The 22,598-nt window shown below is 25.5% G+C and carries 24 protein-coding genes, 1 riboswitch and 1 other annotated feature; of the genes, 17 read left to right on the forward strand and 7 right to left on the reverse strand.

Annotated features, from left to right (window positions below):
* The first annotated feature begins 122 nt into the window (after positions 1 to 122).
* Positions 123 to 551, forward strand: coding sequence for a flavodoxin (locus IC213_RS04030; protein WP_227435085.1), 429 nt, complete (start codon positions 123 to 125; stop codon positions 549 to 551).
* A 285-nt stretch (positions 552 to 836) separates the two neighbouring features.
* On the opposite strand, the gene IC213_RS04035 is transcribed toward IC213_RS04030, so the two are convergent.
* Together IC213_RS04035 and IC213_RS04040 are read right to left on the reverse strand one after the other, a co-directional pair.
* Entirely contained in the window at positions 837 to 1,154 is a 318-nt protein-coding gene (locus IC213_RS04035) for an aldolase/citrate lyase family protein (RefSeq protein WP_227862763.1), read from the reverse strand.
* Positions 1,109 to 1,363 carry a hypothetical protein gene (locus IC213_RS04040; protein ID WP_227862764.1) on the reverse strand — a complete coding sequence of 85 codons (255 nt, stop codon included), beginning with the start codon at positions 1,361 to 1,363 and terminating at the stop codon, positions 1,109 to 1,111. The genes IC213_RS04035 and IC213_RS04040 overlap by 46 nt, the downstream gene beginning before the upstream one ends.
* 159 nt (positions 1,364 to 1,522) lie before the next feature.
* On the opposite strand from IC213_RS04040, the gene IC213_RS04045 reads away from it, so the two are divergent.
* The 8 genes from IC213_RS04045 to IC213_RS04075 all read left to right on the forward strand — a co-directional run bounded on the left by IC213_RS04045 (position 1,523) and on the right by IC213_RS04075 (position 7,491).
* Complete coding sequence (locus tag IC213_RS04045) at positions 1,523 to 1,891, forward strand: MerR family transcriptional regulator (protein WP_227849408.1); 369 nt, start codon at positions 1,523 to 1,525, stop codon at positions 1,889 to 1,891.
* A gap of 464 nt (positions 1,892 to 2,355) precedes the next feature.
* On the forward strand, positions 2,356 to 2,718 hold the full coding sequence (locus tag IC213_RS04050) for a metal-dependent transcriptional regulator (protein WP_227435091.1): 363 nt from the start codon (positions 2,356 to 2,358) through the stop codon (positions 2,716 to 2,718).
* A gap of 11 nt (positions 2,719 to 2,729) precedes the next feature.
* Positions 2,730 to 4,394 (forward strand): PocR ligand-binding domain-containing protein, encoded by a 1,665-nt coding sequence (locus IC213_RS04055; RefSeq protein WP_227862765.1) that lies wholly within the window; start codon positions 2,730 to 2,732, stop codon positions 4,392 to 4,394.
* 62 nt (positions 4,395 to 4,456) lie between these two features.
* Positions 4,457 to 5,209, forward strand: coding sequence for a sulfite exporter TauE/SafE family protein (locus IC213_RS04060; protein WP_227435094.1), 753 nt, complete (start codon positions 4,457 to 4,459; stop codon positions 5,207 to 5,209).
* A 368-nt stretch (positions 5,210 to 5,577) separates the two neighbouring features.
* Entirely contained in the window at positions 5,578 to 5,712 is a 135-nt protein-coding gene (locus tag IC213_RS20890) for a hypothetical protein (RefSeq protein WP_255287792.1), read from the forward strand.
* A 265-nt stretch (positions 5,713 to 5,977) separates the two neighbouring features.
* Positions 5,978 to 6,271: an autorepressor SdpR family transcription factor gene (locus IC213_RS04065; protein WP_227435096.1), complete on the forward strand. Its 294-nt coding sequence runs from the start codon at positions 5,978 to 5,980 to the stop codon at positions 6,269 to 6,271.
* Entirely contained in the window at positions 6,252 to 6,893 is a 642-nt protein-coding gene (locus IC213_RS04070; protein ID WP_227482617.1) for an SdpI family protein, read from the forward strand. Before IC213_RS04065 ends, IC213_RS04070 begins: the two co-directional genes overlap by 20 nt.
* 265 nt (positions 6,894 to 7,158) lie before the next feature.
* A complete protein-coding gene (locus IC213_RS04075) occupies positions 7,159 to 7,491 on the forward strand; it encodes a carboxymuconolactone decarboxylase family protein (protein ID WP_227435101.1) in 333 nt (110 codons plus the stop codon).
* Between the two features lie 333 nt (positions 7,492 to 7,824).
* Here the strand turns inward: IC213_RS04075 and IC213_RS04080 are convergent, their stop codons facing one another.
* On the reverse strand, positions 7,825 to 8,883 hold the full coding sequence (locus IC213_RS04080) for a MerR family transcriptional regulator (RefSeq protein WP_227862766.1): 1,059 nt from the start codon (positions 8,881 to 8,883) through the stop codon (positions 7,825 to 7,827).
* 648 nt (positions 8,884 to 9,531) lie between these two features.
* On the opposite strand from IC213_RS04080, the gene IC213_RS04085 reads away from it, so the two are divergent.
* From IC213_RS04085 to IC213_RS04100, 4 genes are all read left to right on the forward strand, one after another.
* Positions 9,532 to 9,696 carry a hypothetical protein gene (locus IC213_RS04085; protein ID WP_227435106.1) on the forward strand — a complete coding sequence of 55 codons (165 nt, stop codon included), beginning with the start codon at positions 9,532 to 9,534 and terminating at the stop codon, positions 9,694 to 9,696.
* Between the two features lie 290 nt (positions 9,697 to 9,986).
* A complete protein-coding gene (locus IC213_RS04090; protein ID WP_227482619.1) occupies positions 9,987 to 11,369 on the forward strand; it encodes a PLP-dependent aminotransferase family protein in 1,383 nt (460 codons plus the stop codon).
* A gap of 280 nt (positions 11,370 to 11,649) precedes the next feature.
* On the forward strand, positions 11,650 to 12,351 hold the full coding sequence (locus tag IC213_RS04095) for an AzlC family ABC transporter permease (RefSeq protein ID WP_227435109.1): 702 nt from the start codon (positions 11,650 to 11,652) through the stop codon (positions 12,349 to 12,351).
* Positions 12,344 to 12,670 carry an AzlD domain-containing protein gene (locus IC213_RS04100; RefSeq protein ID WP_227435111.1) on the forward strand — a complete coding sequence of 109 codons (327 nt, stop codon included), beginning with the start codon at positions 12,344 to 12,346 and terminating at the stop codon, positions 12,668 to 12,670. Before IC213_RS04095 ends, IC213_RS04100 begins: the two co-directional genes overlap by 8 nt.
* A gap of 522 nt (positions 12,671 to 13,192) precedes the next feature.
* Here the strand turns inward: IC213_RS04100 and IC213_RS04105 are convergent.
* The 3 genes from IC213_RS04105 to IC213_RS04115 all read right to left on the reverse strand — a co-directional run bounded on the left by IC213_RS04105 (position 13,193) and on the right by IC213_RS04115 (position 17,429).
* A complete protein-coding gene (locus IC213_RS04105) occupies positions 13,193 to 14,038 on the reverse strand; it encodes a tetratricopeptide repeat protein (RefSeq protein WP_227823965.1) in 846 nt (281 codons plus the stop codon).
* A 279-nt stretch (positions 14,039 to 14,317) separates the two neighbouring features.
* Entirely contained in the window at positions 14,318 to 15,085 is a 768-nt protein-coding gene (locus IC213_RS04110; RefSeq protein WP_227482621.1) for an ABC transporter ATP-binding protein, read from the reverse strand.
* Positions 15,086 to 15,095: 10 nt separating this feature from the next.
* Positions 15,096 to 17,429, reverse strand: a complete 2,334-nt coding sequence (locus IC213_RS04115) for an FtsX-like permease family protein (RefSeq protein WP_227862767.1) — start codon at positions 17,427 to 17,429, stop codon at positions 15,096 to 15,098.
* A 682-nt stretch (positions 17,430 to 18,111) separates the two neighbouring features.
* A riboswitch (cyclic di-GMP riboswitch) is annotated at positions 18,112 to 18,205 on the forward strand.
* Between the two features lie 85 nt (positions 18,206 to 18,290).
* Between IC213_RS04115 and IC213_RS04120 the strand changes: the two genes are divergently transcribed.
* A complete protein-coding gene (locus tag IC213_RS04120) occupies positions 18,291 to 18,773 on the forward strand; it encodes an SH3 domain-containing protein (protein ID WP_227834322.1) in 483 nt (160 codons plus the stop codon).
* A gap of 250 nt (positions 18,774 to 19,023) precedes the next feature.
* Here IC213_RS04120 and IC213_RS04125 read toward each other — a convergent pair whose 3' ends face one another.
* Positions 19,024 to 19,551, reverse strand: a complete 528-nt coding sequence (locus IC213_RS04125; RefSeq protein ID WP_227435117.1) for a PadR family transcriptional regulator — start codon at positions 19,549 to 19,551, stop codon at positions 19,024 to 19,026.
* 376 nt (positions 19,552 to 19,927) lie between these two features.
* Here IC213_RS04125 and IC213_RS04130 point away from each other — a divergent pair, with 376 nt between their 5' ends.
* The 3 genes from IC213_RS04130 to IC213_RS04140 all read left to right on the forward strand — a co-directional run bounded on the left by IC213_RS04130 (position 19,928) and on the right by IC213_RS04140 (position 22,358).
* Positions 19,928 to 20,422, forward strand: coding sequence for an AAA family ATPase (locus IC213_RS04130; protein WP_227482625.1), 495 nt, complete (start codon positions 19,928 to 19,930; stop codon positions 20,420 to 20,422).
* Between the two features lie 289 nt (positions 20,423 to 20,711).
* Positions 20,712 to 21,110 carry a hypothetical protein gene (locus IC213_RS04135; RefSeq protein ID WP_227435119.1) on the forward strand — a complete coding sequence of 133 codons (399 nt, stop codon included), beginning with the start codon at positions 20,712 to 20,714 and terminating at the stop codon, positions 21,108 to 21,110.
* 281 nt (positions 21,111 to 21,391) lie between these two features.
* Positions 21,392 to 21,656 (forward strand) — a binding site (T-box leader).
* 150 nt (positions 21,657 to 21,806) lie between these two features.
* Positions 21,807 to 22,358 carry a tryptophan transporter gene (locus IC213_RS04140; protein WP_227435120.1) on the forward strand — a complete coding sequence of 184 codons (552 nt, stop codon included), beginning with the start codon at positions 21,807 to 21,809 and terminating at the stop codon, positions 22,356 to 22,358.
* Positions 22,359 to 22,598 lie beyond the last annotated feature (240 nt).

Here is a 22,598-nt window from a genome sequence, read left to right on the forward strand (position 1 = left end):
TGCATGATATTATATATTTAGAAAAAATAAAGAGATTTCAAATAAAGAAATCTTTTATTTTTTAAATTCTAGTTAGCTATAGCTAACTAAAAGAATGATTAAAAATATCGTAGGAGGTAAAAATGAATAAAATATATATTGTTTATTGGAGTGGAACAGGAAATACTGAAAAAATGGCAAATTTTGTAGCTGAAGGTGTAAAGTCAAAAGGTAAAATAGCAGAGGTTTTAGATGTAAGTTTATTGAAACCAAGCGATTTAAAAGGAGAAAATAAATTTGCACTAGGTTGCCCATCTATGGGAGCAGAACAATTGGAAGAAGGTTATATGGAACCATTTGTATCAGAATTAGAAGCAATGGTATCAGGTAAACAGATTGGATTATTTGGTTCATATGGTTGGGGAAATTGTGAATGGATGAGAGATTGGGAAGAACGTATGCAAAATGCTGGTGCTACAATTATAGGTGGTGAAGGAATCACAGCAATGGAAGATCCAGATGGAGAGGCAGAGGCTAATTGTATTGAATTAGGTAAAATGTTGGCTGAATAAATTTGTATGCTATAAAAAGCTAATTTTTAAAAACTAATGATAATATTAGTATACATAACACTAAAAAATATTAATAGCATGATATATGTAATGAATATTTTATAAAAGATAAAATATTTAATATTTTGACTTCAATATATATTCAGTACTGCCAGATAACGATTTTTTATTTGTTATCTGGCAGTATGTTTATTAAGTATAAACTGAATAATCTGAGCTATTTAATCTTATGAAAGTTTTAATAAGTGTTGTAGAAAAATGTAAGGAAAAGGAGTAATAATGTGCTCAATTTATTGTAAAAGAAATATAACCATCAACCTGTACTATCTCTTCAAGATTGTCATAGCCTGATTTTTGTTCAATTAACATCATTTTCAATGTTTCTTTATCTGCATTTTTAATATAGTTTAAATAATTCATACGCCCATAATACGAAGCACGTTGGGGGTTGCATCCTCTTATGCCTTTTGGTGGATAGGTACAAACTGATACTGCTTTTTGTGCGTCTTGTACTGTATTAATAAATGGAAAGCCTATAATATCTGTTCCCATATTCATTATAGCTCTAACAAGAGTAGGGTCACTATTTCCCAATTTAACCAAAGAAGCAGCACCACCAACAGTGCTGCTATCATATGTTGCTGAATGTCTTTACGGTCTAAAGCTCCATGTTCTCCCTCAATCCATACAAAATCATATCCAGATAATCCTACTAATTCACTTACAGCTGAATCAGACAGTGAAACTGCAATCCCACAAAGTACTTTTCCTGCATTTAAATTTTCTTTAATCATAGTTGCATATTTTTCCATTTATATCATCCTTTCTTTTACAAATTGATTTTTACACTTCAAACTATACAACTTCAACCTAACTTGAAGTCAATATTTTTTATTGAATACTGATTGACTATTATGAAAGGAATTTTTATAATGTTATTATTCATTTAAAAGTTTAGGGAGGTAAAGAACATGCAATATTCCATGACTGAGGTATCAAAAATAACTGAAATTTCTCCATCAGCAATCCGTTTTTATGAAGAAAAAGGTTTACTACTTCCCATCAATAGAAAACCAAGCGGTGTTCGTTACTTTTCAGAAAAGGATGTAGAACGCTTGATATTTATTACAGAACTTAAAAAGGCAGGTTTATCTATAAAGAATATATATGAATGTTTTCATTTCTGCGATATGGGAGATGACACAATAGATAAAAGAATTTGCCTATTTGAGCAATATAAACAGAATATTCAAAATAAAATACATGTGTTGGAACATTGTATGGAGCAAATAGATGAAAAAGTAGCTTATCTAAATGAAAAAAAGGCAGTTAAGAAATAATTTCTTGTGCTCTTTTTATAACTATTTCTATTGAGGATAAGTAAATATAGAAAAAGGATACTAGTTTTTGATATTAACTTCTTAGAATTAATGGGTTGATAATAATTAAAATAGTGTGTAGAAAATGAATTAGTATTCCTGTCATTTATACCTGATTTTATGAAGGTTTTTCAACTATGTTGTCTATTTATTTATGTAAAGTCTCGTTTTTAATGATTTTTACACTATATATCAAAATCTAAAATGGGTTTTATTTTATATGATATTTCTCTATGTAATAAAAAAGAAAATTATGATAAGATATATTAATGTAAGTGATAAAAATACTTATGAGTATAAAAGTGAGTATTTTTTTATTATATATGAACAATCTAGATTATGATGTTAAAACATACAGTTATACTTTTTTAATTAGTATGATAAAAATATCAGAATTGAATTGTTATTGCTTGGGGGAAGTAGAAATGTATGAATCAAGAGAAAATTATTTAGAGACAATATTGATTTTGGAGAAGAAAAATGGAGTTGTAAAGTCTATTGATATAGCAAAAGAATTAAATTATAGTAAAGCAAGTGTAAGTAGAGCTGTAGGGATTTTAAAAGAAAGTAGTCTTATTATAATGATGCTTGATGGTGAAATTATTTTAACTGAGAATGGTAGAAAAAAAGCAGAAGAAATTTATGAAAAACATATTTTAATTACTAGATTTCTAATAAATACATTGGGAGTTTCATTCAATATAGCTGAAAAAGATGCATGTAGAATAGAGCATGTGATAAGTAATGAGACATTTGAAAGAATAAAAAAATATTTAGACAAAAACTAAGAGGTGAGCTTATGGAGTATTTTAGTGAGTCGAGTAAATATGAAGTGCAAAAATTTAATTGGGGAGAAGTTACATGGATACATGAGCCATCAAAAACACAATCTAATAGACTTAGTGCTGGAGTTGTAAAATTTTTTCCAGGAAATTGTCAAGAAAAACATTTTCATTTAAGTGAAGAGCAACTTTTATACGTGATTCAAGGAGAAGGAATACAAATAATTGATGGTAGAAAGATTAATATAAAGAAATCATCAATAATCTATTGCCCACCATATTCAGAACATGAAATTATAAATACTGGTAAAAATGATTTGATAATATTAATCGCCTATGTTCCCTATAAATTTTCGAGTTTAAAACAATTACCAATCATGTTTTCTGAGAATAATATACAAGAATTAGTTAATATAAATATAATTGAAAATATTGCAAATCAAATATCTAATATACTGAAGCTTAAAATATCTATTTATGATTCAAAACACGAAAAAATATTTGAAACTAATGGAGAAGTTAAATTTTGCGTTACTTGCAAAAATATAAGAACCTGTAATAGAAAACTTAATAAAAATATAAATAACGACAATTTTACTAAAATATATAATTGTGATTATGATGTTTCTAGTCTAGAGATACCGATAGTATTAGAAGAAAATATAATTGGGTATATAGAATGTGGAAATTTTATAATATATAAATCTATTGATATAGATAAAAAGTTGTCTATATTATCAAATAAATCAAATATAGATACAAAATATATAAATAAAATTTACAGTGAAATTCCATTAAATCCTAAAAGTAGATTATATGTATTAAAAGAAAATTTACTAATGGTAACTGATTTTATTCAGGAAATAGCGAAAAGAAAATTCTTTGAAAACCAACTTAGCATAAAGGATGAGGAAATATTAAAAAATAGAAAAGACAATATAAGGCTTGAAGATGCACTTAAAAAGGCTAATACTAGGCTGTTAGAAGAAAAATGTATTATAAGCCCTATAGAAATTAGTATACTTAATACTGCTGGTGGAGAGTATCCTTATGAATTAGAATTTTCTCTTGAGAAAGAAATTAAAAATATGAATTTAGAAGGTATTTGTAAATTAATAGAGGTAAATAAGAAAATACATAATAATATTAAGAGTATTGTTCAAGAGATGACGCTCATATTATCTAGAACAGTACTTAGAGATTTAGAAGATTTAAATCTTATTTATTATGTAAAAAATAAATATACTAAAAAAATATCACTTGTAAGTAGTGATGAAGACTTATGGAATATATTACTTGAATTTTCTAAAGAATGTATTGATATTAATAGAGACTTTTGGAGAAAAGATAAAGTAAATTTAATTGAAAAGATAAACGAATATATACAAAAACATTATAAAGAAAATATAAATTTAAATAGCATATCTGATGTATTTTTTATAAGTCCAAATTATTTAAGTTCTATTTTTAATGAAAAGAATAAAATTTCAATAACTGAGTATATAAATATTCTTAGAATAGAAGAATCTAAAAAATATTTAAAAAATGGAAATATGAGTATAGCAGATATTTGTAAGAAAGTAGGATTTAATAATAGCAGTTATTTTTCACAAATATTTAAAAAATTTAATAATAGTACTCCAAATGAATATAGAAAAAATATATTGGACAATAAAAATTAAAAAGAAATTGTATAGAGTATATATTATAAAGGAGATTGAAATAGAATGTATGGAGGAATTTTATGTTTGTAATTACTTTTTTATGTATCGGGGGTTTTATAGCTGCTTTTGTAGATTCTATAGCAGGTGGAGGTGGGCTTATCAGTATGCCTGTTCTTATGGCTATTGGAGTACCAATACATCTTGCTATTGGTACAAATAAATTTGCAGCATCAGCAGGTTGTATAAGTAGTGCTTATAGATATGCAAAATCTGGCAAAACTAATAATGAACTTTTAAAAAAGCTAGTTCCTTTTACTATTATAGGTAGTATTTTAGGAGTAAAATGTGTATTATCAATAAATGAAAATATACTAAATGTTTTAGTTGTATTAATGATTTTAATAGTGGCAATTTATACTTTTGTTTCTAAAAATTTAGGTCAAGAAGATAGATTTGAAGGTATTAATAAGAAAAATTTGAGATTAGGAATGCTTATGGCATTTATAATGGGATTTTATGATGGTTTTTTTGGACCTGGAACAGGAACATTTCTAACTTTCGGATTTATAAAAATATATGGATATGATTTCTTGCATGCTTCAGCAAATACAAAAATATTAAACTTGACAAGCAATGTAACTTCGTTATTATTATTTATGATAAATGGTCAAGTATATTATAAAATTGCTGTATTGTTTGCATTAGTGATGATAATAGGGGCCTATGTGGGTGCTAAAGTTGCAATAAAAAATGGTTCAAAAATGATAAAACCAATATTTTTAGTAATGGCATTGTTTATGGTCACAAAGCTAATGTACCAGACATTGTTTTAATTAGATATTTTTAATTCCTATAATTATTTATATACTATATAAAAATCTACAACCATTGTAGTTATATTAGTTATGGCTTTTTTATAGGATACTGATAATTAAAAACTTCAAGTGTTTTGTAGTTTCTAAATGCTCATTATAGTATATATGAGAACATATATTTCATGTTATTTTAAGATTTTCATGAGGTTAATGTTGTATAAATATGAATATATACAAATTTTACAAAAATTCTAATTATCTTCTAATACAGTTCATATATAATACATATGGAAATTGTAATATTATAATAGAAAAGTTATATAGTATAAAAATATAACTTTAATCTATGTATATGAAATATATAATAATTTGTAGGAGGAATATATATGAACATATCAAGAAGAGCTATGAAAATAATTGAACTGGCACAGAGAATTGCTAATAAAAGAGGTGTAACAGTACAAGAAGCTTGGAATGATGCCGTAAGAGAATACAGAGAAAAGTATGAATATGTTGCATAAATAGTGCGCATTATATTTTAAATATAAGAAAGTTTATAAAATAAAAGGACTTAGAGTTTTATTTCTAAGTCCTTTATTTTTTTGAAAGTAAAGTATTTAAATAAAACAATCTATGATTGAGATTGTTTTATTTAAAGCTAGTTTTAGAAATTTATATAATAATTTTCAATAACTATTTAGAAAAAAATCTAAATAGTTATTGAAATGAATAATTAATTATGTTATATTGTATTTAGATGAAATTCTAAATAGAGAGGTGATATTGTTGGGTTTTCCAGAAACGTTTAAAGCTCTTTCTGACCCTGTAAGAAGAGAAATCTTACTTATGCTAAAGAATAACAAGATGTCAGCAGGAGAAATTAGTGAAAAATTTAATATGACAAATGCCACAATCTCTTATCATCTATCTCAATTAAAAAAGGCAGGGCTCATATTTGAAACCAAGTATAAAAACTTCATTTTCTATGAAATAAATACTTCAGTTTTTGAGGAAGTTATGCTTTGGTTTTCACAATTTATGGAGAAGGGAGAAAAAGATAATGAAAAAAATGATAAATAAACAATTTGTTTTATCAACTTTAGTATGTTTTATACCATTTATTGTATCAGTTTATTTTTATAATAGATTGCCAGATCAGGTTGCAATTCATTTTGACAATTATGGAAATCCAGATAATTATGCTCCAAAAGTTATAGCGGCTTTTGGTGTACCATTATTAATGCTATGTGTTCATTTATATACATGGTTTAGAATTGAAAATGAACCAAAGAAAATAGGATTTTCAAAAATACTTCAAGGTTTTTCAAAATGGGGAGTTGCTATACTTTCAGTTATTTTGCAAGTAATGATGACTGTGTATTCAATAGGAATTACTTTAGAGACAAATTTTTATATAGGATTATTTTCAGGAATATTGATTTTCTTTATTGGAAACTATATTCCTAAATGTAAACAAAACTATACATTAGGAATAAAATTACCATGGACTCTTAATGATGAAGAAAATTGGAATAAAACACATCATTTAGCTGGATGGATTTGGATTATTGGTGGAATATTGTTAATTATTAATGCATTTATTAATATTCCTTTTTATAATACTTTTGTAATAATTATGATTGTAGTGATACCATTTATTTATTCTTATTTTATATATAAAAGTTCAGCTAAAAATAACTAGGATAGTTATATATTTTTATAAAGCGTAGCTAAATCTTATATATTTCAGAGCTAAAACAGACAATTAAAAACTTATTAAGATATTTATCTTAGCTCTGAAATTAATTAATATTAAAAGTAAGGAGTCATCAGTAACTATATATTCTAAGGTTATTTACCAATCAGGATATGCATTATAAATTGAAAATTCATATTTAATATTGAAAATATAAGTATGATGTTATATCATACTCTATAAAAATTATTTATGAACACAGGAGGTAGACATGAATCTTGAAGAAATGAAAGAATATAGAAAATTATATAATAATAAACTAAGTGAAACAGATGAATTTTTTAGAGCCTTTGGAAGTCTTGATGATAAGACTTATTCTGAGGGAGCTATAAGTAAAAAAAATAAAGAGTTGATGGGATTAGCAATTTCTATTTTAAGTCGTTGTGATGAATGCATTTGCTATCATATAGAGGGGTGTGTAAACTCTGAAGCAAGTAAGGCTGAAATTATAGAAGCAATAAAAATAGGTGTAATTGGTGGTGGCTCTATTACATATCCAAATGCAAGATTTGCAATAAAAATCTTAGAAGAACTTAATATATAATTATAGATTTGTTTTTGTAATTAATATTTAATATCTAAGATATATTCTAAGACAGTTTTTTTAATACTGATATAATAAAACCTATTAGAAAATCAAGTATATCAGAGGATGTATGAGATAAGATTGACGATTAAAAAAAGGAAGTGGTTCTTGGTACTTCATTTATCTTTTTCAACTTTAAGACTTTAGATAAATTTTATTAGATTTAAATATATTGATTGCTTAAAGTTATAATAAAAAATAGATAAACTATATAGTTTATCTATTTTTTATTATAATCTTGTTTAATTGTCAATAGTTAGAATGTTAAATAGAAAGATATATTTCTTCTTTTCAAAAATAATCTTCCTCTATCATAATTGCTATCTCACAGTCATATAATCTTTTTGACAAACTAGTATTATTATGCTGATATTTTTCCTTAATAGGTATTAGTAAATCAAGTTGTATATCTTTTACCTCATGGTCTGTCCTTTCTATATGGCTAAAATAGTTTAAATGTTCTTCTAAAAGACCACACATATGTTCTTGGTCTTGTAAATCACCTGCAAATTCATATTTCTCATTGTTATTCACCCATTCAAGAAGTGCATCCCATTCAGCAAAATTGCCAAAAGCAATCATATGTACACCATATAACCCTCCTGCAAATTGCTTTCTTTTAAGTGGTGCCGAAATCTCCATATTATCTGGAATTGTCACCCATGCCTCATAACCATGATAGCCTGTTTCATCTATTGGATTAGGATGATTGAAACCATAACGTCTTAAATCTGGTTTAATTTTATTCAAATTGTTTTTACACACGAATTCATCAAGCATTGTATTTGCATGAAGTTCTGGGTCATCACCAATATAATGAGCGGAAGCAATAGTAGTTGGTGGTAGGTATACTATACGTATATCATTGATTTTTGATAGTCTTTCATCTGCTTTATTTAACTTATTCATACCTTGCTCCTCCTTAAAATTAATACTAACAATATTGAGTGATTCAATAGCTGATAACAATGTGTCATTTTCAGAAATAATATTTTTGAATGGTAGTTCTGTAACTTTAATTAATTCTTTGATAAAACAAAAGAGAATATCCTTGATTGTTGAAAGAGCAGTAATTTCCTCGTCCAATTCATTTATATTTTGACGAAAGATGTTAATAGCAGTAACTGCATTTTTATTTTCTAGAATTGTTTGAATTTGACGTAAAGGAATTCGCAATTTACGCAAAAGCATAATCTGCTCAATTCTAGAAATTGCTTCATCATCATAAACTCTGTAAGCATAACCTTCACGACGAAAACTTTTAATTAATCCAATTTGTTCATAATAGCGTAGCATTCTAGTGGATATCCCCATATTTTTAGATACTTGGCTTATAGTGATTGTCTTCATTATACTTCCCTCCTTACAGCTTCAGTATAAACTACGACACGGTGTCAAAGTCAATAATTAGACATTATAATTATTTATAACCTTAATTTAATCAGTTTAAATATCTCCTATTACACTTAGCTCTTTGTGAAATTAAATAAGTCTATATAATAACATAAAAGTTTTTGAAATATTATATATCAAAGGCATACAGGCTATTTATTTCAAGCTGTATAATCATCTGTCATTATACTAGATACTGTATTTTACAGGAAAATCAAATATTTGATATGTTTTTTTAGAAAAATTCTACTAATAGCATATAAGTTTGAAACTTTTCTGTTATTAAATATTTTACCTTTTATTTACTTTTAGAAATAAAATAGTTAAGGAATCTTACTTATATATTAAATCTGCTACACAATAAATAATTTTTGTTATTTTTACTGTAAAACTTTTGAAAAGAGAAGTACTGATTTTATTACAGAGTTTTTTACAAATTAAATTGCATATTTTTATTTATAGGGTAGAATAAACTAGTTTTGTTAAGTATTTTGAAGGTAAAATAAAGTCAAAAAAATAAAGGAACTAATTTGTCTAACGTTTATTGGTGAAAAATAAACATATAGAAGTTATAATAAATATATAAAAATGTATGAGAGGTGTTGTATGTTTGGCAAACAAAAGGAAAGTGTTAGATTTCTAGAGTTTAATGATGTAGCAGAGAAGTTTGGAGAGAAAAAAGCTGTTGCAATTTTTGATGCAATAGCTGGAAAAAAATCTAAAGAACATATTATCAAAGACATAGAGAAATTAGTCAAAAACGAAGTGTAGATATTTATAAGGTATATTGAGCTTGAGGGTAGCTCTTTATACCTTCTTTTTTATTGTATAAAAATAATTAAATATTCTAGTATTCATTTAATTATGATTGCATTACTTTTATGTTGACAAGAAAGCGCTTTAAATATATGGTGTATATATTAAAATAAATTTAAATGTAATTATGAAATACAGCTATTGATTCATTTGTTTAGGTTAGGGATTTGTATAATCACTTTCCTAATGAATTTATTGTTATAAATAAACAAAATAGTCAAATTAGTAATGTGAGGTGAAACTTTATGCCAATTAATTCTTTTGAAAATTATCCTATGAATTGGAAACCAAAACGGCCATTAAGAGGACAAATATTATATAAAGCTATTGCAGAACAATTAGAACAAGATATTGATAATGGAACTTTGTTGCCTGGTACCAAATTGCCACCACAACGTGAATTGGCAGACTTCCTAGATGTAAATGTAAGTACTATTTCTAGAGCCTTTAAAATTTGTGAAAAGAAAGGATTAATAAGTGGGGTTACAGGAAGTGGAACTTTTGTAGCTTATGATATACGGTCAAATTTATTTTTGATGTCAAGTAATAAAATTACATTCATTGAAATGGGTACAATGAATCCTGATTTTGCATTAGAAGAAATGAGTACTTTATTTAAACAAATAACTAAAGAATTGGATTTTAAAACTATATTTCAATATGGACAGAGAGATGGTGCTGATTGGCAAAAAGAAGCTATAGCTAAATTGATTTCCCAAACTGGATTTAAAACCTCAGCTGATAGCTTACTTCCTGCAAGTGGAGGACAAAATGCAATTGTAGCCATTTTGGCAGGGCTATTTCAACATGGAGATAGAATAGGTGTAGACCCATTAACTTACCCTGGAATAAAGACAGCAGCCAAAATGCTTGGAATACAATTAATTCCAATTAAACAAGAAAATGGGGAGATTAGTGAAGAAGGTTTATTATATGCATGCAAGAATGAAAATATCAAGGGAATATATATAATACCAGATTATCAAAATCCCACTACACATATAATGTCAGAGGATGGACGAAAAATGATTGCACATATTGCATCCAAATATAACTTAATTGTTATTGAGGATGCTATTCATGGTTTACTTAATGAAATACATTTGAATCCAGTTGCTAATTATATACCTAATCAGACAATTTATATTACAAGTTTATCAAAAATTCTTGCACCTAGCTTACGTCTTGCATACATTGCTACACCTAAAAAGTATAGAGAAGCCTTATCAAGTGCTTTGTATAATATTAATCTCTCTCAATCATATTTTTTAACAGAAATAGCTTATCGTATGATTGCATCAGGAGAAGCAGATAAATTAATTGAGGCACGCCGTAAGTCTGCTAGAAAGAGAAATGAGATTGTCAATCAATATTTATCTGAGTATAATATTTTAGGAAATAATGAATGTATATTTAGATGGTTAATACTACCTGATGATATAATGGCTGAAAAACTTGAGTTACAAGCACTAAAAGAAGGTGTACAGGTTTATGCATCTGAGCGCTTTGCAGTTGGAAAAGAAAAACCTATTTCTGCAATAAGAATAGCTGTATGTGCTACAGAAAATATAGAAGAACTTAAATCTGGTTTAAGTGTATTAAAACGATTACTAAAAGAAAAAAGATAATTGTATTGCACACAATATTTTAATTGTGTGTAATTTTTTTTGCTGTTACAATGAAAATATGATAGATAATTGATTTATAAGAATTGACATATATTATTGCCTCACAACAAAAAGTAATTATAAATTAATAGTATTTCAAAATTAATTTATTTTTATTTATATAGTAAAGCTTATATAGTTAATTCAAATCTATGTTTAAGTATAATTGCAATTATATGATTAATCTATTTTATATTTTAATAATACTCAGTGTATTAAAGGTTAAAAGGAGTGATTTATCATGGAAAGAACTCAGCAACTAAGAGAAAGTTTTATTGCTTCTATACCCATATTTTTGGGCTATATACCAATAGGAATAGTAGGAGGAATACTATTGCAGAAATCTGGTCTTTCACCTTTCCAAATAGCATTAATGGTAACTTTGGTATTTGGAGGAAGTTCTCAATTTATTGCAGCTTCAATGATTTCAGCTGGTGCAAGTGTAACGTCTATTGTATTAACCACATTTATTGTTAATTTGAGACATTTTTTAATGAGTTCCAATTTAAATATGTATATAAAAAATAAAAGTCCAAAGTTTATATTGCCATTTTGCCATACCATAACTGATGAAACTTTTGCAGTTAATTATGAAAAATTTACTACTGGAAATTGGACTGATAAAAATGCAATCTATCTCAATTTTTTTTGCCTAGTTTCATCAGTCTTAGCTAACTTTATTGGGGCATTTTTAGGAGAAACAATATCTATAGATAGTTCTATTTCTGGATTTATACTGACCTCTATGTTTATAGCATTAATAGTTTCTCAAATAAAAAACAAGATTTATGTTTTAGTATTTATATCGTCAATTATTATTTCAATTATTTTATATGTATTGTTTAAGAGTAATTTAGTAATTATAGTTGCATCAATTTTAGCCTCTTTAATTGGGTTCTTTGCAGAAGAGGTACATTCGAAAAAGGAGGAATCTTATGAATAATAGTAATTATATATTTTTTATTATAATAGGAATGTACATTGTTACATACCTTCCAAGAGTTCTTCCAATGTTAATTTTTTCGAAAAAGGATATGCCTGAGTCTTTGAAAAAAATAATGAAATTTATACCTGTAGCAATACTTACTTCTTTAACAGCGAAAGATGTATTTTTTAATGGAGATAATTTATATTTGTCTGTAGTAAATCCTAAAATTATATCTTTTCTAATTGTGCTTCTTGTTGCATATAAATTTAAATCTATTGGAATTTCTATTGTTACAGGTGTGATATCTATATATTTATTTGGATTTATTATGTAATATTTAACCACTGTCATATACAAATTTAAAAATTATAAATATTTATAAATACATATTGCTTTAGATTTTATTATTTAACATAATTATATATTTTTAGTATTATCTTGTTATGTATTTTAAATTTAATTGATTAATGTTTTACGTACAAATATAAAGAACTTATTGCTCATATATTAACTTTCATATAGTAATAAGTTCTTTTTTATAATTTAAGTTTGTAATTAATTTATAGGTATTTTAATTTAATAGAGAATATTGTATAAATACATAATAAATATAAATGAATTTATTTTATATTTATATAAAGTCATATAGATTCAGTTACTAAGTAAACTTTAGAATAAGGTAATAATAAATTTAACTGGATTATAAATAAAAGTCTAAAACATGTTAATTTTAATCTATAAAAAATTAAATTATTATATAATAATTTTACATAAGTACTGTGATTTATATATGGAAGTAAAAAAATATTACTTGCACCAATTTATATGTATTTGTTGAATATAATAAATTAGGCATTTACTCTAATTGATTTTTTATTACTTTTAAGTTAAACTTTGCATCATTGTTATCCTTATTAGCATACAATGATTTATTTAAAAATTTTTTTGCTTCATCATATTTTTTATTACCCATACACATAACGGCCTTTAAATTATATGCATCACTTAAATCTTTTTTATAATTAGAATTTTTTTTATCTAAATATTTTAAGCAGTTATTAATTGAAATCAGACCATTATCATATTCGTCTAAATTCATATAGTGACATGTTTGTGCATAATAAGCATCTGAATTAGTAGGATCAATGTCAACTGCTTTTTTCAGTAGTAGAGTAGTATCTTTAAGTGCTTTTTTAAGTGTTTTATCTGAAACTATCTCATGTTTTCTAAATTTTAGATATACAACATCAAGGTATCTAGAACTAAGATTTCGTTTGAAATTTTCATGCCATAATAACTTATATTGATTATTTTCAACTATAAGGTACCTATTAATTTTTAAAGACTCACATTTTTTTAAGTAAATATTTTTTATATCATAAGTTTCTTCTAGTTTAACAAGATTTTTATATTCTTTTTTATCATATTTATATTTTTCTATATTTTCTTCTTTTATTAATTTATAACCAATTACTTTTTTTGTCTCAAGTAATACACTTTGATACTCTTTAAACCTTTCAAGGCTAACTTTTTTCTTGGTGTCTTTGCTTAGTAAATCATATGCTGTTTCATAATCTCCAGAATTTACTCTATCACTGTACTTTTTTGCTACTTCACTAGCACTTTCTCTTGGAGAACATCCTGTTAGTAATATTGCAATTAATACTATTAATATTAAGGGTACTCTTTTAATAATGTTCATAATATAGTCCTCTATAATTAAATATTTATTAATTTTATTTTATCATCAAACATTAGATAAGTCATCAGCTTTAATATATATGTGAAGTAGATAGTTTAATAAAATGTTGTATATCTTAATTTAGATATATGAAAAATTTCTTATAAACAATTATTGCTTTAAGAAGTTGTACTTATATTACTTTATAGATTTCCTAATAATAGATTTACTTATTTCTTTACTTATAACTATTTTGATTTTATAATATTAGTAATATCTGTTTTATTTATACTAATATTTCTAAAAACCTAATTCTAATAACCAGTTTGTAAGTTTATTTTCTCTTTCCTTTAAATTGTTATTATATTCATTAAACTTTCCTAATATAATTTCTCCAATGATTACACCATCAGACATAAATACTACTCGTTCTGTTTTTGCTGCAACTTTGGCATCATGAGTTACAAGCATAATGGTTGTACCAGAGTTGTTGATATCTAAAAGAATGTCCATCACTTCATTTGTTACTTTAGAATTAAGTGCACCTGTTGGTTCATCTCCAAATAAGATTTCTGGAGTATTAATTAATGCACGACATATAGCTGCTCTTTGAAGTTGACCACCAGAAACCTGAGTAATATCTTTATCTTTGATTTCTGAAATATTTGTTTTCTCCATAAGTGTTTTTGCTCGTTCATTAATTATTTGGCGGCTTTCTTCCTTTCTCAAATAGGCGGAAAGGACTATATTATCAAAAATATTTAAATTTTTTAGTAAATTGCTTTGTTGAAAGATAAATCCCATTTTTTCTAATCGTATCTTCGATAATTCTTCCTCAGACATACTAGAAATCATTTCTCCGCAGAATGTAATATTTCCAGATGTGAGTTTATCCATACCACTTAAGTTATAAAGTAGAGTTGTTTTTCCTGAGCCAGAAGCTCCCATAACAGATACAAACTCTCCATGTTGAATGGTTAAATCAATTCCTTTTAAAACTTGATGTATATTCTCTTTGCTGATGACATATTCTTTACTAATTTTTCTAGCTTCTATAATATTATTCATAATATACCTCTTATTCTATGATAGACATAATTTTTATTTTTTTGATTGTCATACTAATTGCTGTAATAGTAACAGATACAGTTATAATTAAAGTTATTGGACAAACTATATATACAATTAGTGGATTTGTTATAAATTGTAAATTGGATATACCAGAAAGAAGTAGCCCTGCTATTTTCTGACCAATTGTATTTGATGCAATAATTCCTAAAATAATTCCAATTGTAAGCACTAATAATGCTCTTGCAGTATATTGAGTTCGTATATTTTTAGTAGAAAATCCTAAACTAAGCATAATTGCAATTTGTGATGTATCTTTAGCAATCAGCATTTTGAAAAACATTGCTGTAATAAATCCAGAAATCGAAACAGATAGAATAATAGCTAACTTTATAACAAGTCTTAATTGGCTAATAACAGAGCCTAATGTCTGACTTACATAATCATCCATATTTGTAACTTTTGCAGGATAACAATCCATTCTATACTGATCTAATTTATCTGTTAAATTAACTCCAGGTTTCATATTTAAATTTATGATATACCATAAAATTGTATCTTTTTTGTAAGGTAGCATCGCTTTTGCAGTCTTACCACCATATGTAACATCTTGATAAATGCCACTAACAGTGAGAATTAGTTCATTATCTTCTTCTGAAAAAATGGATAAATTATCTCCAACACTTTTCCCTAGTTCATCAGCATTTATAACAGATAGAGCAATCTCATTTTCATTTGTTGGTGCAGAACCATTTACATATTCAAGTGGAAAAGTTGAAAAATCTCCATTTTCTATTTTCATGTTTTCTATCGCCCCATCCTGATTCACTACCTTATAAGAACTCGTTATAAAGGAATCATATTTTTCAACATCATCATCACTTTCAATCACATTCAATATAGAATTAAGATGGTTTTGAGTTTCATTTGTCTGTTGCAAATCAATGCGAATATCGCTTTGACCAGCTCCCATATAAGTAATAAATTCTGGAGACTGAATAGTATTTAGAAAATTAAGTGGTACAATCATGAGGAAGGTGCAGACAGCATAAACAAAGCAGAGTAAGCTATAAATGGTAAATCTTCCAGTTACTTCATTTAATCCTAAAAAGAGATTAACATTTGTTATTTTGCTTTTGTACAGTTTTATATTATATCTGTTTTGTTTAGTGGTCATTGAAGTACCTGTTTTTAATGCTTCTACTGCTGATATTTTATTAAATCTTTTGAGTATTAGATTACAAAAGAATATAACTGCTATAAATACAATAACTGCACCAATTAATGGGATAAAGACACTAAAAGTATTTTTTTCTACTGTACCGATATAAAGATTGATATTCTCTGTAAAAAAAGTTCCAATAAATAATGAGGTTATATAACCAAAAAAACTTGCTAAAGATGCAATCAATAGATATTTTGCAAGATACAACTTTCGGATATTAACACTTTGGATACCAATTGCTTTCATAACACCAATTTCACGATAATCTTCTTCAATAGTTGTAATTAGTGTAAATCGTAAGCATAAAGTAGAAATTATAATAAGTAGAATACTAATTAATATAATAATTGCAACTAAAATTCCATCAGATAATGCATTTAGTACTTGATAAAGAGAATAAGTTATTGATGTTCCTGTTTGTGGAAGATTAGTTGATTGATATAACGTTTCAAATTCACTAATTTTATTTATATCATTTAATAGAAATTCAATAAGGTACTCACTTTCACCTAAGTTAGCATGTAAAGTATTCCAATCATCATTACTGATTAAGAAACGCTTTGAAGTAACAAGGGAAGGGTTCATTTGTACATCACGCACAAAGTCTTTTATTGTAAATTCCATGAAGAAATCACCATTGGCTATTTGTATCTTATCTCCAATATTTAAATTATTTTGTTTCATGTAATAGACAGGAACCCCTATTTCTCCATTTTCTACTTTTAATATAGCATTATTCATGTCTAACAAAAAATCGAACTTACTATTTTGCCTCACAAAACTATTTTCTAAAACACTGTCAGATTGGCTTTTTTTCTCATTTCCTAGAAAAATATTTCTTCCATTGATATTTAGAAGTTCAACCGTTTGTTGTTCTTTTACAGACGGAGTTGAAGATGTAAATTCATTGATTAATTTTTGGTTTAATTCTCCAGAATACATTTGAACATAGTGAGGTGCGTGAGATTGTCTAAACAAGGAAGACATAGAACTAGTAAGTTCTATAATGATATTTGTAGCACTAGATACCAACATAGCTGCCAGGAAAATAAATATGAATAATGTGGCTGTTACTACTTTATTTCTTGCTAAATCTTTTTGTAATATTCTTTTTAACATATTTCATCCTCGTTTCTTAAAAATTTTAAAAAATTAAAAATAGCATAAGTATAGCAATGTAAATAACTAAAGTAAGTGAACTGAGTTGAATATAAAAAAACTCAAGAAAGTGTATCATAAGTGATTTTTTTATTAATGTTATATATTGATAAGAGATAACAATAGTTACCACTATTTTCATTAAAATTTTTATTAGTTAGTCTTTATGTACTTTCATAATCATACAAATATATGTAGATTTTATACTTATATCTATTCTATAGACTGACTGTCGGTTTATATTAATGATACAGTGATATACCTTTTTTGTCAAGTAAGCTTTAAAAAATTATGATACCTAAATAGTGTTCAATAATCAAAAAAGAGATATAAGGTATAAGAACCTGTATGAATACACACAAACTTTTTTGTTAATATATATTTATAAAAGTTCCTGTATTAAAGATATAAGAAATTATGAATTTGTCTTTATATCTTCATATTCTTAATATAGAAAAAAGTTTGTTATAAAAAATTATATGTTAGGTAAATTACTATTTTATGGATGATTCATAGAGAATAATACTTTATTTAGTAATATAAAGATATTTTTTATTTATTATTAATTAAAAATTGAATTTATATTTAATTAATATAAAATTTGAGGGAATATTATTTTGTAAATATTTAATTTGTGTTATTATTCAGATATAGGCAATATTAGATAAATCTAATGACGCAAAGCTATAGGGACTAAAATCTTTATATAATAAAGGTCATGTCAGCCAGTTGCCAAAAAGATAATAATTCTTTTTGTTAAATTTATTTTTTAAGAGTTAGGTATTTTTAATAACTTAAAATTTGGCAAGAGGAGGATTTTAAATGATATCTGAATTAATGTTAAAAAACTTTGATGAATCTAACATCAATTTTAAGACTAAGATTAAATTGAATTTAAGAGAGAAACCAGATATAAACAGTATGAAATTAAAAAGCATACCAGAAGGAAAAATGGTTAAGTTAAATTGTGTAAATGGAAAATGGGCAGAAGTTGAAAGTAATTATGACAAAGGTTGGTTACTATATAAATATTTAGAGAAATTGAGCAATGCTAAAAGTAATAATATTCTAGAAAACAGAAAAAGAAATTACATAGGAAATATAAAAACTAATGGTTTAAATCTAGAATTAAGAAATGACAGAACAACAGATTCAAAAATAATAACTACAATTCCTGATGGTTTTAAAGTTGAAGTCTGTTATAGTGTTGGAAAATGGACAAGAATCAATATTCACAAAAATGGGAAAAGATATTCTGGATATGTATATAGTCAGTATGTAGAAGAATATTCGACTTTGACATAATCATATATAATAAACTTTATAAAAAAAGAATCCTAATAAATGCAAGATGTCATTCATAAGGGTATATGAAAATATATTGAGAAAAAAGTTTTATACAATAGTTAAAGGTAATAACTAAAAATGAATATAATATAGATAGGCACTTCATATGAGGTGCCCTTTCTATATCTATGAAAGAAGAGTAAATAAAATAAATACAAAACAGTAAACTATGAATTATATGTGGAAAGCCATTATCTACAGTTTTTGCTTAACCCTTACAAACAGTTAATAATTTTTTTGTTCCAGAAATTTCTGCTAATACTATATCTATCATACGTTTTACATTAGCAACATGAAATTCACTAACTTCTTTTTCCCAATCATCATCTTTTTGCTTAATCCCTGTTAGATATTGATTTAAAACTTCTAATCGTTTTTCTAAAAGCTTCTTTCTTTCTTCTTTTCCTAGGTATTCAATAAAGAATGCTGTAATAGAAAAAATATTAGTGTCATAATCGAATTTTAAAATAGAACTTCTCAAAGTATCGTGAAATTCTATACTTCCTTTTTCTGTGATTGTGTAAACCGTTTTGTCTGGCATATTACCATCCTTTTTAACAGTACCTAAAATCAATCCTCTTTTTTCTAAAGTCTTAATTGTAGTATATACGGTTGAGTCTGCGATATTAAACCAGTACTTTACATTCATGTATTCTAGCACTTTTATAATTTCATAGGCATTAAGAGGCTTTTCATTTATTAGACCTAAAAGCATTGTTGCTGGTTTTGATAACATTATAATTCACTCTCCTTTGTAATATTTATTATTACATAATTATATATATATTAGTTTTATATTAAACTACTACTATTATCTAGCAGTATTATTGTATCATGGAATTTTAATGAAAGAAAGTATGAATATAGATTATGTTACAAATTAATAAATGTATAAAGTTTAAATTAATTATTTCAAAAATTTAAGTAATAAAAACTGATTTATAAGTTTAATTTTCTACTTAATCCATTTAGGAAGGAATATAAGAGACCTAAAGATAACAAAGCAATTGTATATGGTATGAATAATATGATAGATGTTAAAGTATGATTTTTATATGTTGATGTGATAAAATATGACTAACAAATAAATTGAACTTTGAAAGGAAAAATGAATGAAAAATATTTATATTATTGGTGGGACAATGGGAGTAGGCAAAACAACAGTATGCCAATCTCTAAAATTAATCTTGAAAAATAGTGTTTTTCTTGATGGTGATTGGTGTTGGGATATGCATCCATTTCAAATTACTGTTGAAACGAAAAAAATGGTTCTTTCAAATATTTGTTCATTGTTGAATAACTTTATAAAGTGTAGTACTTTTGAAAATATTATTTTTTGTTGGGTAATGCATGAACAAAGTATTATTGATACTATTATATCTTGCCTAGATATATCTGATTGTAGAGTAATAAATATTTCCTTAATTTGTGATGAAACTGTATTGAGAAAAAGGTTGAAGACCGATGTAGAGGAAGGTTTGCGTTTTACTGATGTAATAGAAAGAAGTGTTAACTATTTACCCATGTATGAAATATTAGCAACAACGAAAATTAATGTTTCTAATAAATCTGTCAAAGAGATTGTTGAAGAGATATCTAAATTGTAAAATTTTAGTTTTTAATTTAAAGTTAATGACATTATAGTATTGTTGAACATTCCACTGTTGATTGATAAATATAAAAAAGGAATGCATTGCTTAATTCTATTTGTGTAATTCCTATTGTTCCAGTTAGATTAAGAATAAGGACGAAAAAATATAGTCAAATTTTAATATTCTTCTGATATTATAAAAAATATCTAATATAAAAAAATTAGAAATTTGAAAAAATTTGTAGTTTTTGAGTGAGTATATATTATAATAAAATAGATATAAATTTTTTATGAGGGGAAAGTAAATGAAAAAAAAGAAAAAATTGATTAGGATAATTATATGTTTTTTGCTAGTAATCAGTATTGTAAATCCGCTACAAGTAGAAGCTGAAATTATTAACGATTTTAGTACATCTGTTTACTCAACACAAACGAACTATACATCTACTAATGCTAAGTTTAAGACTATTAAATCTAGAAAAAGACATAGAGGTAGTAGGTCAAATAAAAGTAAAATAAAACTAAAAAAACGAAGTACAAGTAATAAAAGGTATAGAAATGGAATTATAAATAGACATAGTAACAGAAGTATAAAAAAACACAATATAATATCAAAGTTGATATTGTTAGTAATAGTGATATTTATCATTATAGCTATAGTAATAGTAATATTAATTAAAAGAAATAAGAAAAGATTTTATTAGAATATAAAAATAGAATTATTAAAGCCTTATTAAGACTAATTCAAAAATTACATAAAATAGCTAGATAAATAATAAGAAAATAAATTAAATTATTGAAAATAAAATTTAAAAAGTTTGAATTAGGTATAAAATTTTAAGAAAGAAATTAGTATTGATTTTTATTAGTATTATTTTAAAAAAATAGTTTTAAAAGAAGTATATTTAAAAAGCTATAAAAATATATTGACATTTTTTAGAAAAAGTAATATGATTATTTCAATGGCAAAACAATATATAATAAATTAAATCCTATGACAAGGAAGAGTAGTTAAATTTAGGTTCAATATAGAGAGCCAAGGATGGTGGAATCTTGGTAAGAAAAAATTTGATGAATGGGCCTTAGAGGAGTAAATCGAAATCATATTTTTGAGAGTAGACTTTATCGTTAGTCGTACGTTATAGCGAATAGGGTATGTAAGTACCTGATAATGAGATATATAAAAATTGAGTTTTATATTAAGTTTTTATATAATTTAGGTGGCAACGCGGATAATCTCCGTCCTATTAATTTAGGACGGAGTTTTTTATTTTACGAAAAATTCGATATGTAGAAGGTGGTGAAATGGATGTTATGAATTTCTAAAGCTAAAGATGATGATTTAGAAAACTGGCAAAAAAATAAATTGAAAATTAAAAAAATTAGGAGGAAATACAAAAATGAAAACAAATACAAAAAAACTAACTTTAAATGCAATACTTTTAGCAATGGGATTATTAATACATCAAATTACACCTGCTATAGGATTACCAATGAAACCAGATGTACCACTAGCAATGCTGTTTGTGATATTAGTTTTAAATAGAGATGACTATAAAACTTGCTTAATAGCAGGAATAGTGACAGGTATATTTACAGCACTTACATCAAGCTTCCCAGGAGGTCAAGTTCCTAATATAATAGATAAAACTCTTACAGCCAATATAGTATTTTTATTAATATATGTTAGCTATAAAATGCCTTTTATAAAAAACTTATCTAAAAAAACACAGGATACTATAGTAGTTGCAATTATAATGCCAATAGGAACACTTGTAAGTGGAACAATATTTTTGTTAGCTGCTCAAGCTATAGTTGGTCTTCCAGGAGCTTCTTTTACAGCATTATTCTTAACAGTAGTATTACCAGCTGTTTTAATAAATTTAGTTGCAGGAATATTTTTATTCAAAATTGTTAATTTATCAATAAGAAGGGTTAGTTACCAAAGTTAAAATTTGATTAGATATATGGCTTATAATATTTAATTTGAGATATACTTGATATAATAAAAAGTTTATTTTATAAAGATATTATGATTATTTTATTTTCTTAAATAAGATTAATTTAATGTACTTGTATAGTATAAACTTAGTAAATTATTAGATATCAATAGAAATATATTTTGTAGAATTGTAAATGGATTGATTTAAAATCTATTTTTATATAAAAGTATAATATAATAAAGGACAGCG

Source organism: Clostridioides sp. ES-S-0049-02 (assembly GCF_020658465.1).
GTDB lineage: Bacteria > Bacillota > Clostridia > Peptostreptococcales > Peptostreptococcaceae > Clostridioides.

Coding starts and splice junctions, on each gene's coding strand:
- IC213_RS04030 (WP_227435085.1), top strand. CDS start 123: ATGAATAAAATATATATTGTTTATTGGAGTGGAACAGGAAATACTGAA.
- IC213_RS04040 (WP_227862764.1), bottom strand. CDS start 1,363: ATGGAAAAATATGCAACTATGATTAAAGAAAATTTAAATGCAGGAAAA.
- IC213_RS04045 (WP_227849408.1), top strand. CDS start 1,523: ATGCAATATTCCATGACTGAGGTATCAAAAATAACTGAAATTTCTCCA.
- IC213_RS04050 (WP_227435091.1), top strand. CDS start 2,356: ATGTATGAATCAAGAGAAAATTATTTAGAGACAATATTGATTTTGGAG.
- IC213_RS04055 (WP_227862765.1), top strand. CDS start 2,730: ATGGAGTATTTTAGTGAGTCGAGTAAATATGAAGTGCAAAAATTTAAT.
- IC213_RS04060 (WP_227435094.1), top strand. CDS start 4,457: ATGTTTGTAATTACTTTTTTATGTATCGGGGGTTTTATAGCTGCTTTT.
- IC213_RS20890 (WP_255287792.1), top strand. CDS start 5,578: ATGAACATATCAAGAAGAGCTATGAAAATAATTGAACTGGCACAGAGA.
- IC213_RS04070 (WP_227482617.1), top strand. CDS start 6,252: ATGAAAAAAATGATAAATAAACAATTTGTTTTATCAACTTTAGTATGT.
- IC213_RS04075 (WP_227435101.1), top strand. CDS start 7,159: ATGAATCTTGAAGAAATGAAAGAATATAGAAAATTATATAATAATAAA.
- IC213_RS04080 (WP_227862766.1), bottom strand. CDS start 8,883: ATGAAGACAATCACTATAAGCCAAGTATCTAAAAATATGGGGATATCC.
- IC213_RS04085 (WP_227435106.1), top strand. CDS start 9,532: ATGTTTGGCAAACAAAAGGAAAGTGTTAGATTTCTAGAGTTTAATGAT.
- IC213_RS04090 (WP_227482619.1), top strand. CDS start 9,987: ATGCCAATTAATTCTTTTGAAAATTATCCTATGAATTGGAAACCAAAA.
- IC213_RS04095 (WP_227435109.1), top strand. CDS start 11,650: ATGGAAAGAACTCAGCAACTAAGAGAAAGTTTTATTGCTTCTATACCC.
- IC213_RS04100 (WP_227435111.1), top strand. CDS start 12,344: ATGAATAATAGTAATTATATATTTTTTATTATAATAGGAATGTACATT.
- IC213_RS04105 (WP_227823965.1), bottom strand. CDS start 14,038: ATGAACATTATTAAAAGAGTACCCTTAATATTAATAGTATTAATTGCA.
- IC213_RS04110 (WP_227482621.1), bottom strand. CDS start 15,085: ATGAATAATATTATAGAAGCTAGAAAAATTAGTAAAGAATATGTCATC.
- IC213_RS04115 (WP_227862767.1), bottom strand. CDS start 17,429: ATGTTAAAAAGAATATTACAAAAAGATTTAGCAAGAAATAAAGTAGTA.
- IC213_RS04120 (WP_227834322.1), top strand. CDS start 18,291: ATGATATCTGAATTAATGTTAAAAAACTTTGATGAATCTAACATCAAT.
- IC213_RS04125 (WP_227435117.1), bottom strand. CDS start 19,551: ATGTTATCAAAACCAGCAACAATGCTTTTAGGTCTAATAAATGAAAAG.
- IC213_RS04130 (WP_227482625.1), top strand. CDS start 19,928: ATGAAAAATATTTATATTATTGGTGGGACAATGGGAGTAGGCAAAACA.
- IC213_RS04135 (WP_227435119.1), top strand. CDS start 20,712: ATGAAAAAAAAGAAAAAATTGATTAGGATAATTATATGTTTTTTGCTA.
- IC213_RS04140 (WP_227435120.1), top strand. CDS start 21,807: ATGAAAACAAATACAAAAAAACTAACTTTAAATGCAATACTTTTAGCA.